At 62.1% G+C, this 8,170-nt stretch carries 7 protein-coding genes and 1 other RNA gene; 2 read left to right on the top strand and 6 right to left on the bottom strand.

Going from position 1 to position 8,170, the window contains the following annotated elements:
- Positions 1-1,772, bottom strand: a 1,772-nt coding sequence (locus WBP53_RS15135) for a glycosyltransferase (RefSeq protein WP_423930389.1), incomplete at its 3' end; no start/stop codon positions are given.
- A gap of 274 nt (positions 1,773-2,046) precedes the next feature.
- On the opposite strand from WBP53_RS15135, the gene rnpB reads away from it, so the two are divergent.
- Positions 2,047-2,403, top strand: an RNA gene (gene rnpB / locus WBP53_RS15130) — RNase P RNA component class A.
- 205 nt (positions 2,404-2,608) lie between these two features.
- Here the strand turns inward: rnpB and WBP53_RS15125 are convergent.
- From WBP53_RS15125 to WBP53_RS15115, 3 genes are all read right to left on the bottom strand, one after another.
- Positions 2,609-3,436 carry a YihY/virulence factor BrkB family protein gene (locus WBP53_RS15125; RefSeq protein WP_423930385.1) on the bottom strand — a complete coding sequence of 276 codons (828 nt, stop codon included), beginning with the start codon at positions 3,434-3,436 and terminating at the stop codon, positions 2,609-2,611.
- A gap of 21 nt (positions 3,437-3,457) precedes the next feature.
- Entirely contained in the window at positions 3,458-3,721 is a 264-nt protein-coding gene (locus WBP53_RS15120; RefSeq protein WP_423930383.1) for a hypothetical protein, read from the bottom strand.
- A 197-nt stretch (positions 3,722-3,918) separates the two neighbouring features.
- On the bottom strand, positions 3,919-4,530 hold the full coding sequence (locus WBP53_RS15115; protein WP_423930381.1) for a hypothetical protein: 612 nt from the start codon (positions 4,528-4,530) through the stop codon (positions 3,919-3,921).
- 284 nt (positions 4,531-4,814) lie between these two features.
- On the opposite strand from WBP53_RS15115, the gene WBP53_RS15110 reads away from it, so the two are divergent.
- The gene (locus WBP53_RS15110) at positions 4,815-6,026 is read left to right on the top strand and encodes an NAD(P)/FAD-dependent oxidoreductase (protein WP_423930387.1); all 1,212 of its coding nucleotides are present in this window, start codon (positions 4,815-4,817) and stop codon (positions 6,024-6,026) included.
- Between the two features lie 88 nt (positions 6,027-6,114).
- Here WBP53_RS15110 and WBP53_RS15105 read toward each other — a convergent pair whose 3' ends face one another.
- Both WBP53_RS15105 and WBP53_RS15100 read right to left on the bottom strand, forming a co-directional pair.
- Positions 6,115-6,462: a hypothetical protein gene (locus tag WBP53_RS15105; RefSeq protein ID WP_423930379.1), complete on the bottom strand. Its 348-nt coding sequence runs from the start codon at positions 6,460-6,462 to the stop codon at positions 6,115-6,117.
- A 155-nt stretch (positions 6,463-6,617) separates the two neighbouring features.
- Positions 6,618-7,994, bottom strand: a complete 1,377-nt coding sequence (locus WBP53_RS15100; RefSeq protein WP_423930377.1) for a Do family serine endopeptidase — start codon at positions 7,992-7,994, stop codon at positions 6,618-6,620.
- Positions 7,995-8,170 lie beyond the last annotated feature (176 nt).

Genomic DNA, 8,170 nt, shown 5'->3' with positions numbered 1-8,170 from the left:
TCCGACCACGAGCCGGTGCCGACCAGCAAGTCCTTGCGCACCATGGTCATCGTGCCGTGCTGGATGATCGCATTGCGCTCGTTGCGATGATGCATGCCGATGCGGAAGAAGCCATCGTATTCCCATGCTGTCATGCGCCGGAATGCATTGCCCTCGAAATCGCGATGCGCCTGCGGACACTGCACGACGGCTACTTTCGGATCAAGGAAGTAGCCGGTCAGGGCGCTTAGCCAGTCCTTGCGTACGACATAGTCAGCGTCGACAACTGCGACCACTTCGGTGCGCGGATCAGTCTGCTCGAGCCCGAAGTTGAGCGCGCCGGCCTTGAATCCCGGCCATGGATTCAGATGGAAGAACCGGAACCTCGCGCCGAGCTTTGCGCAGTATTCCTCGACCGGCTTCCACACCTCTTCGCGTTTGGTGTTGTTGTCGATAACGAGGACTTCGTAATTTGCGTAGTCAAGCGCTGCCAGTGAATCCAGCGTCAACATGACCATTTCCGGTGGCTCGTTGCAGCAGGCCAGGTGGATGGAAACGAAGGGCTGCTGATCCGCCGCCGAAGGCTCGAGCAAGCCGTAATGGCGCAGCCAGCGCGGCCGCCACAGCACCTCGGTGAATTCGAATCCATTGATCAGCAGCACCAGGATGATGGCGAGCTGTGCCGGCACGAGGAGCAGGAACATGCTCCAGTCGAGCGGGCTCAGGTAGAACGCCAGCGGTACGCTGATCGACCAGATCACGACCGATGCCGATAGCTGGATCAAACCCAGATAGAAGAAGATGCCGGTTACGAGGAAGCGCATGAAATGTCGGGCAAACCAGAACATCGGAATCAGCGCGAGCAGGGAAGCGGCCAGCGCCTTGATCCACCAGGTCGGGTCTTCGACCACCTTGCCGGTCAATGAAAACTTCGGCTCGCGGGCGGCGTTGAACAGGCCCCAGTAGGCTTCCGCGCGACCACCGATGTCCTCTTTCCAGGGCTGGTCGATCGCCTCCATGACGTAGTAGTCGATACCTTCGCGCTCGGCCACGTTGAACCATTCGCGCAGGAACTGGGCTTCGTTCTCGATCGAGGGTTGCGCGTATTCCTTGCGATCTCCGTTCGACGGCCAGCCGATTTCGCCGATGATCACGGGCTTGTTCGGAAACAGTTCCTTGAGGCGGTTGTACTGCCCGAGAGTGAAATTGATGGCGTCCTTGCGCGGGATTTTTTCCCAGTACGGCAGCAGGTGCACGCTGATGAAGTCGACGTGTTCGGCCAGCTTCGGATTGCGCTCCCAGACAAAGAACGGTTCGGCGGTCGATACCGGGATCTTCAGTTGCGCGCGTGCGCGATCGATGTAGTTGATCAACTGGTCGACGCTGACATCACCGCGCAGGATGGTTTCGTTGCCGACCATCGCCCGGGTGATGTTGTCGTGCTTGCGCGAAAGCGCGATCAGCGCCTCGAGTTCGGCTTCGTTGTTGCGCATGCGCCGGTCGATCCAGGCGCCGGACAGCACTTCCATGTCGTAGAACGCGGCCAGACGCGGGATCTGCGGGCTCTCGACCGAGGAGTAGGTGCGCAGGCGCTTGGTGTGGCGCGAGAGCATGCGGATATCGCTGGCCAATTCGGCCTCGCTGGGGAAAAGATCCTTGGTCGGATCCTGATAGCGCTGGAATGCACTGAAGGCCATGCCTTCGACGCGGCCGCTCCAGTCATCGATCTGGGTCGGGCGATTGAGGAATGCCCAAAGACCGAAATTCAGCGCGGCCACCGTCACTGCGAACATGACCGCACGCCAGAAGGATTTCTGCACCACTTCGGACTGTGTCTTGATCAAGGGAGGCTCGGCGGGACGGAAAAGGCGCTTGGCGCAGCGCGGCAGCATAGCCGAAGCGCGGCGCAAGCCTCAATGAATGGTCGGATCCCGGCTGATGCCCGTCGTCAGGACGTGCCCGCCCAGGGGTCTTTGCACTGGCCCGGTTCAGTGTCGGGCTTCCGCAAATGATCCCGTTGTTCGATTTCCGGCGACGAGCCAGCACATCCGGGCTAAACTGCGCGCTGGAGTCGGCCAGGCAGTCGCGACGTGTTTCGGCACGGCGAGGAAAGTCCGGGCTCCGCAGGGCAAGGTGCCAGGTAACGCCTGGGCGGCGCAAGCTGACGGAAAGTGCAACAGAAAACAAACCGCCGAACGGCATCCTCGGATGTGCGTGGTAAGGGTGAAACGGCGTGGTAAGAGCACACCGCATGCGGGGCTAACGCCGCATGGCACGGCAAACCCCACCTGGAGCAAGACCAAATAGGGGAGCTATGGCGCGGCCCGCGTCGCTCCCGGGTTGGTTGCTTGAATCCTGCGGCGACGCAGGATCCAGAGGAATGGCTGCCCACGACAAAACCCGGCTTATCGGCCGACTCCTTCTTTTTTCGCATACCGCCGGGTGGTCGATTCAGGGTCAACGGCGGGGATTTCACCGCGCCAGCGCGTGACTCAAGTTCGCGCCTCTCCGGCTTCGGCAAGCCCGTGGCCTGGCTGCAAGGCGCGATGCCGTCCCTGGCGGCATATCGGCCAGGTTCGGCAGGACGCAGGAATCGGCCGAACCTTCAAGCGGATGCCTTCGCTCCGCATCATGTCGATTCGATCGGTCCGATGAATGCCTCGGCGATGTGCCGGGTCAGCGCGGCGCCGACCAGCACGATCAGCGAGCTGTAGTAGACCCAGATCAGCAAGAGGATCAGCGAGCTTGCTGCGCCGTAGGCGTCCGCCGTCGTGGTCGATGCGAGATAGGCGCCAAGGGCCCACTTGCCGACCTCGAACAGGAGTGCAGTCAGAAAGCCGCCCATGAAGGTGTAGCGATAGGGAAGGCGTGCGTCGGGAACGAAGCGAAACAGCAGGCCAAAGCCCAGCGTGAACAGCGCCAGAGTGATGAGCTCATTGATCACCGACCACATTTCGCTCTGGCGGGTAAGCACCAGTTCGATTGCGCTGCTCGCAATCAGGGTGATCATCAGCAGGAAGCCAATGACTGCAAGCATGCCGAACGAAAGCAGGCGTCGGCGAATCCACGCCCAGACAGCATTGCTCGGTTTCCCGGCAGTGCCCCAGACTGCGTTGATCGAAGCCTGCAACTGGGCGAAAGCCGTGGTTGCCGATATCGCCAGGGCGACCAGGCTGAGCATGCCGGTGGTGGAGGCTTGAAACGGGCTGTCCCTGGCGTTCTCCAGCACGGTCTCCGCGCTCGTGCGCACCTGGCTGCCGAGCAGGATACCGAGCTGATCGATCAGGCCTTTCTCCGCCCCGGGCGACAGTTGCGTTGCCGACCACAGGCTGATCACGATCAGCGGTGCAAATGAAAGTGCGGTGTAGAACGCGATTGATGCGGCCAGGGTCAGCGGGTCATGGGAAATGAAGTCCGTGACTGCGTCCAGGATCCGCTTGAACAGATTGCGCTGCATCGTTTGCTTGCGTGTGCCTTGCTATCGCCTGATTCGCGCGATCAGATAGCCCACGCTACCGGCAATCGCGAGAGCCATCAAGGGTTGCGCACGCACGTATTGGCCCACTTCGTCGACGACCGATCGTGTCTGGCTGCGCACTACGGATTTCAGCGAGGCAGCCGCGTCGTCCAGCGCATCGATCACATCGCCAAGCTCGGGCGGCGGCGGGTATTGGATGGTGGATCGGGGAGAGAGGCTTTCGTGCAGTTGAGGTTCCTGCCCGACAAGGTGTTCCTGGTTCATGGTTGTCTCCGTGGGAATCGACTCTGGTTTCCACTGCACACGCTAAGCGATCATTCCTGAACAGCCATCAAGCCGCGCGTGGCCTGCTGCGTAGAGTGCGAATCCCGTCACGCTACCCGGGTAAAAACGCACCCCCTCGGCCTGGCAGCCGAGGGGGTGATCGTGGTGCAGTGTTGCTCCGAAGCATTCAGGGACGCTCAGGATTTGAGCATGGATTCGCGAGCGTGTTCGGCGCGCGAAGCCCCGATTGCCGTTTCGACATTCTTGACCTCTTCCGGTGGCGGAAGCACGGCCGGAAATCCCAGCGAGTCGATCCACAGTTCCCGTGTCCATCCGGTCGTGTGGTACAGGTGATGGTCTTCGTCTTCCTCGACCGCCTCGTAGGCTTTCTTGAGTACACGGGCGACATCGCCGCTGGCGTGCTTGGCCACATGGCCAATGAGTTCCCAGTTCAGATGATCCTTGGTCTCGGCAAGAACCACGCATTCCCCTGCCACGAGTTGCGCGGCGTCCGGATCGCCATCGCGCAGCGCCATTTCCATGGCCTTGACCAGGGACTCACCGATGTGGGCGACCACTGATCGTCCCGGGGACTGCGCTTCAGTGTCGAGTCCGAGTTCGTCGAATACATGGGTCAGCACACTCTCGTGCGTCTGCGTCTCCTCAAGATAGCCCGACCATTCCTTGTGCAAGTCCTTGTTCACGGCTGCCTTCAGTGCAGTGGTATAGATCTTGATGCCGCCACGCTCGGTTTCCAGCGCCTGATAGAGCAATTCATGGACCTGGCTATCATTGAATTTGCGTTGCATGTCGCTTCTCCTGTTGGCCGGACTCGGGTGAGCCGTTGGTCGCGCCAATAGAACCGGTCAGAGCAAAACGATTCGTGAATTTTGCTGGCCGCACGAATGCGCGTTTAGCTCGCGTTTGGAAGCGTCACGCTTGGCTGTCCAGCGCTACCGCATGGTTCGCCATGATTCGCGAGTACGGAACCCGGGCGGATGAACGCCGGTTCAGCGATCACCTCACGCTTTTGGTTGCGATTCATGGTCGGCAGACGAGGATTCGCGTCCGTACCCTGGTGTTGGCGACGCGCATGGATCTCAAGAGTGGCTCTCCGTTCTGGATGCTGAAGAATGCTCAGGCGGAATTTCATCCGCCGCTCACTGATGACCATCGCTGCGACGTGCTCATCGTCGGCGCAGGGATCACGGCGGCCCTGATTGCCCGGGCACTCGTCGATGCGGGCATGCAGGTGTGCCTGATCGACAAGCGTCAGGTCGGCTGGGGCAGCACGGCGGCAAGTACGGCCTTGTTGCAATACGAAATCGACGTCGAGCTGCAGTCGCTGGCACGAACGTTCGGCATCGACGACGCCGTGCTCGCCTACCGCGCCTGTGAACAGGCCGTCGAATCGCTGACTCGACTGACGCGACCGATGCGCGATGTCGACTCGCGACCGATGCAGAGCCTGTATTTCTCCAGCCACTGGTATCACGACCGGCGCGTGCGCCGTGAAGGCAAGCTGCGCAAGGAGCAGGGCTTTGCGCTGGAGTGCCTGGACAATTCCGAGCTCCAGCAGCGCTTCGGACTCGATGCAGGCGTCGGCCTGTTGTCCGCTGTGGCGGCGGAAGTTGATCCCGTGCAACTGGCCAGACGCCTGCTGAAGGACGCGACAGGCAAGGGTGTCCGGGTCTTCGAACGAACCTGCCTCAAGGAACTCTCGCCAACGCCGCGCGGCGTGAACGTCACCCTTGCAAATGGAAAGCGCGTTCGTTGCAAGCATGTGGTCATGGCTGCCGGGTACGAGTCGCAGGGGTTCCTGTCAGAGCGTGTCGCGCGCAATCGCAGCAGCTATGCATTCGCCAGCGATCCGATGCCCGATCCCGGCTTCCTCGCCAATTGCATGGTGTGGGAATCCGCGCGGCCCTACCTGTATGCGCGAAGCACGCTGGATCATCGACTCATCATCGGTGGCGAAGACGATTCGATCGACATCCCGCTCAAGCGCGATGCCAGCGTCGGGAAGAAATCCGAAACCCTGAAGCGGAAGTTCAACGCCTGGTTCCCTGCGCTAACGCTCGACGTTGCATTTTCCTGGGCCGGCACGTTCGCCGAAACGAAGGATGGCCTGCCGTTCTTCGGCCCGCATCAGCAGTATGGTCCGCGTGTACATTTCGCCATGGCGTACGGCGGCAATGGCATCACCTACAGCGCCATTGGCGCGGACATCATCCGCGACACGATCCAGGGCAAGACGCATCCCTGTGCGCGACTGTTCTCATTCGAGCGCTTGCGGCGCAAGTGAGTCGGCAGCCATTGGCTGCAGCACCAGGATGCGGGCGGAGGCGCGGGTGTGCGGCCATCCGCAGGGCAGGCCGGTGATTCCCGGATGATCAGAACCTGAGGTATCTCAGTTCCCAGACCAGTTGACCGATCCGGATCGAGATCGCCACGTAGACCACCACGAACAGGATCACCACCGATCCGTGCTTGCCGCGCCTGATGATTCGATAGGCCCCGTCATACAGGTTGAGGGCGGCCAGCAGGATCGCCACGAGGGCGATGAGGCTGCCCATGTACCAGCTGAGGCTGCCGAAGAGGGTGACTGACTGGTGATGCATGGGCGCGGTCATCGCCGCCGCGAGGATCAGCGTGCAGGTGACCAGGTTGCGCAGGTTGTTGAAGATGTCCGCAGTGATGCCCTGCTTGAGCGCATCGTGAAACGATTCGATGATCTTCATTCGGGGCGTCGTCCTCGGGGCTGGGTCGCGGATCTGGAGTGTCGACAACAAGCGGCGGGTTGCAGCAAGGATTTGGCCGGCCACGTACCCGAAACACTGGGCTGGAGGCACGGCCGGCATTGTCCGGCTTCACCGATCGGCAGGTGGCGCCGACATCATTGCAACAACAGGTAGAAGACGGTCGAGCCGCGAACCACGGTCAGCATGAGCTGGCGCGGCGTGCGCTCCAGCAGGGCGGCAAGATCATCGCTGTCCTCGATATTGCGCTGGTTGGCCCCGATGATCACGTCTCCCTTGCGCAGGCCACGGGCGTAAGCGCGGCTTGATGGCTCGATGCCCTTGATCACGCTGCCGCTGAGACCGGGCCGCTGCTGGTCCTTGCTCAGGTCGGCCAGTTGCACCCCGGCCAGGCGTTCGTCGAGATCCACGCCGCGTACGCTGACCGTCGAATTGGCCTTGAGGGTCATGGTGACCACCAGCGGCTTGCCATCGCGCAGCACGCCGACGCGCAGCGAGGTGCCGACAGGGGTCAGGCCTTCGATGTTGTGCAGGTCCTTGCTGGATCCGATTGCCTTTTCGTTGATGCTGGTGATCACGTCGCCGGGGCGCAGGCCGGCATCGGCGGCCGGGGTCGCATTGCGGACCCGCGTCACGACGGTGCCCTTGCCGGCATCGATGGCAAGCATCCGGGCGATCTCTGCGGTGATGTCCTGGGTATCGACGCCCAGCGCGCCGCGCTTCACCTCGCCAAACTCGACGAGCTGGCGCATCACGCTTGCCGCGAGGTCGCTGGGAATGGCAAAGCCGATCCCCACGCTGGCACCGGATGGCGAAAAGATCATGGAATTGATGCCGACCAGCTCGCCACGCAGATTGACCAGGGCGCCGCCGGAGTTGCCCGGATTGATCGAGGCATCGGTCTGGATGAAGTTCTGGTAGCCGCGGCTCAGCCCGGTCCGGTCCAGCGCCGAGACGATGCCCGAGGTGACGGTCTGGCCCAGGCCGAACGGATCACCGATCGCGACCACGAAGTCGCCGACGCGCAGGTCCCTGGAGGCCGCCAGCGGGACAGCCTGAAGATTCTCGGCGGGAATCTGCAGCACGGTCAGGTCGGTATCGGGATCGGAGCCGATCACGCGTGCCTTGACCGTGCGGTTGTCATGCAGGGTGACATCGATGTCGTCCGCGCCCTGGATCACATGGTTGTTGGTCAGCACATAGCCTTTCGACGCATCAACGATCACGCCCGAGCCCAGCGATTGCTGGATCCGTTCCCGCGGCTGGTTGGGTACGTTGAAGAAGCGCCGGAACATCGGATCGTTGAAGAACGGATCGCGCACCTGGACCCGCGTGCGCGTATTGATATTGACCACCGCTGGCGTGACCCGGTCGATCATCGGCGCCAGGGTCGGCAGCGGCTGTCCGTCGACCGCCGGCGGAAGGCCGGCCTGGGCCGCCGCCAATGGCAGCCACGCGGCCAGTGCCAACAGGAATCGGAACGTCAGGGAGCGGGAAATCGGGATGCGGTACATGAACAATATCCGTGGTTGTGGAGCGACATCGGTGTACAGGGGGCATTCTGCATCGACCCGGCATAGTGCCAGCCGGCTGGCCGGGCGCGGGGTTGCGCCGGGTCGCACGGGGAACAGGTCAACAGGGCACCCACACAGACAACATGGGGCGCCATCGGTTTCATTCAGCGCCGGAG

Origin of the sequence: Dokdonella sp., from assembly GCF_049593775.1 — a bacterium.
Classification (GTDB): Bacteria; Pseudomonadota; Gammaproteobacteria; order Xanthomonadales; family Rhodanobacteraceae; genus Dokdonella.
Note: the sequence above shows the minus strand (reverse complement) of the source record. Positions and strands in the feature narration are given on the sequence as shown.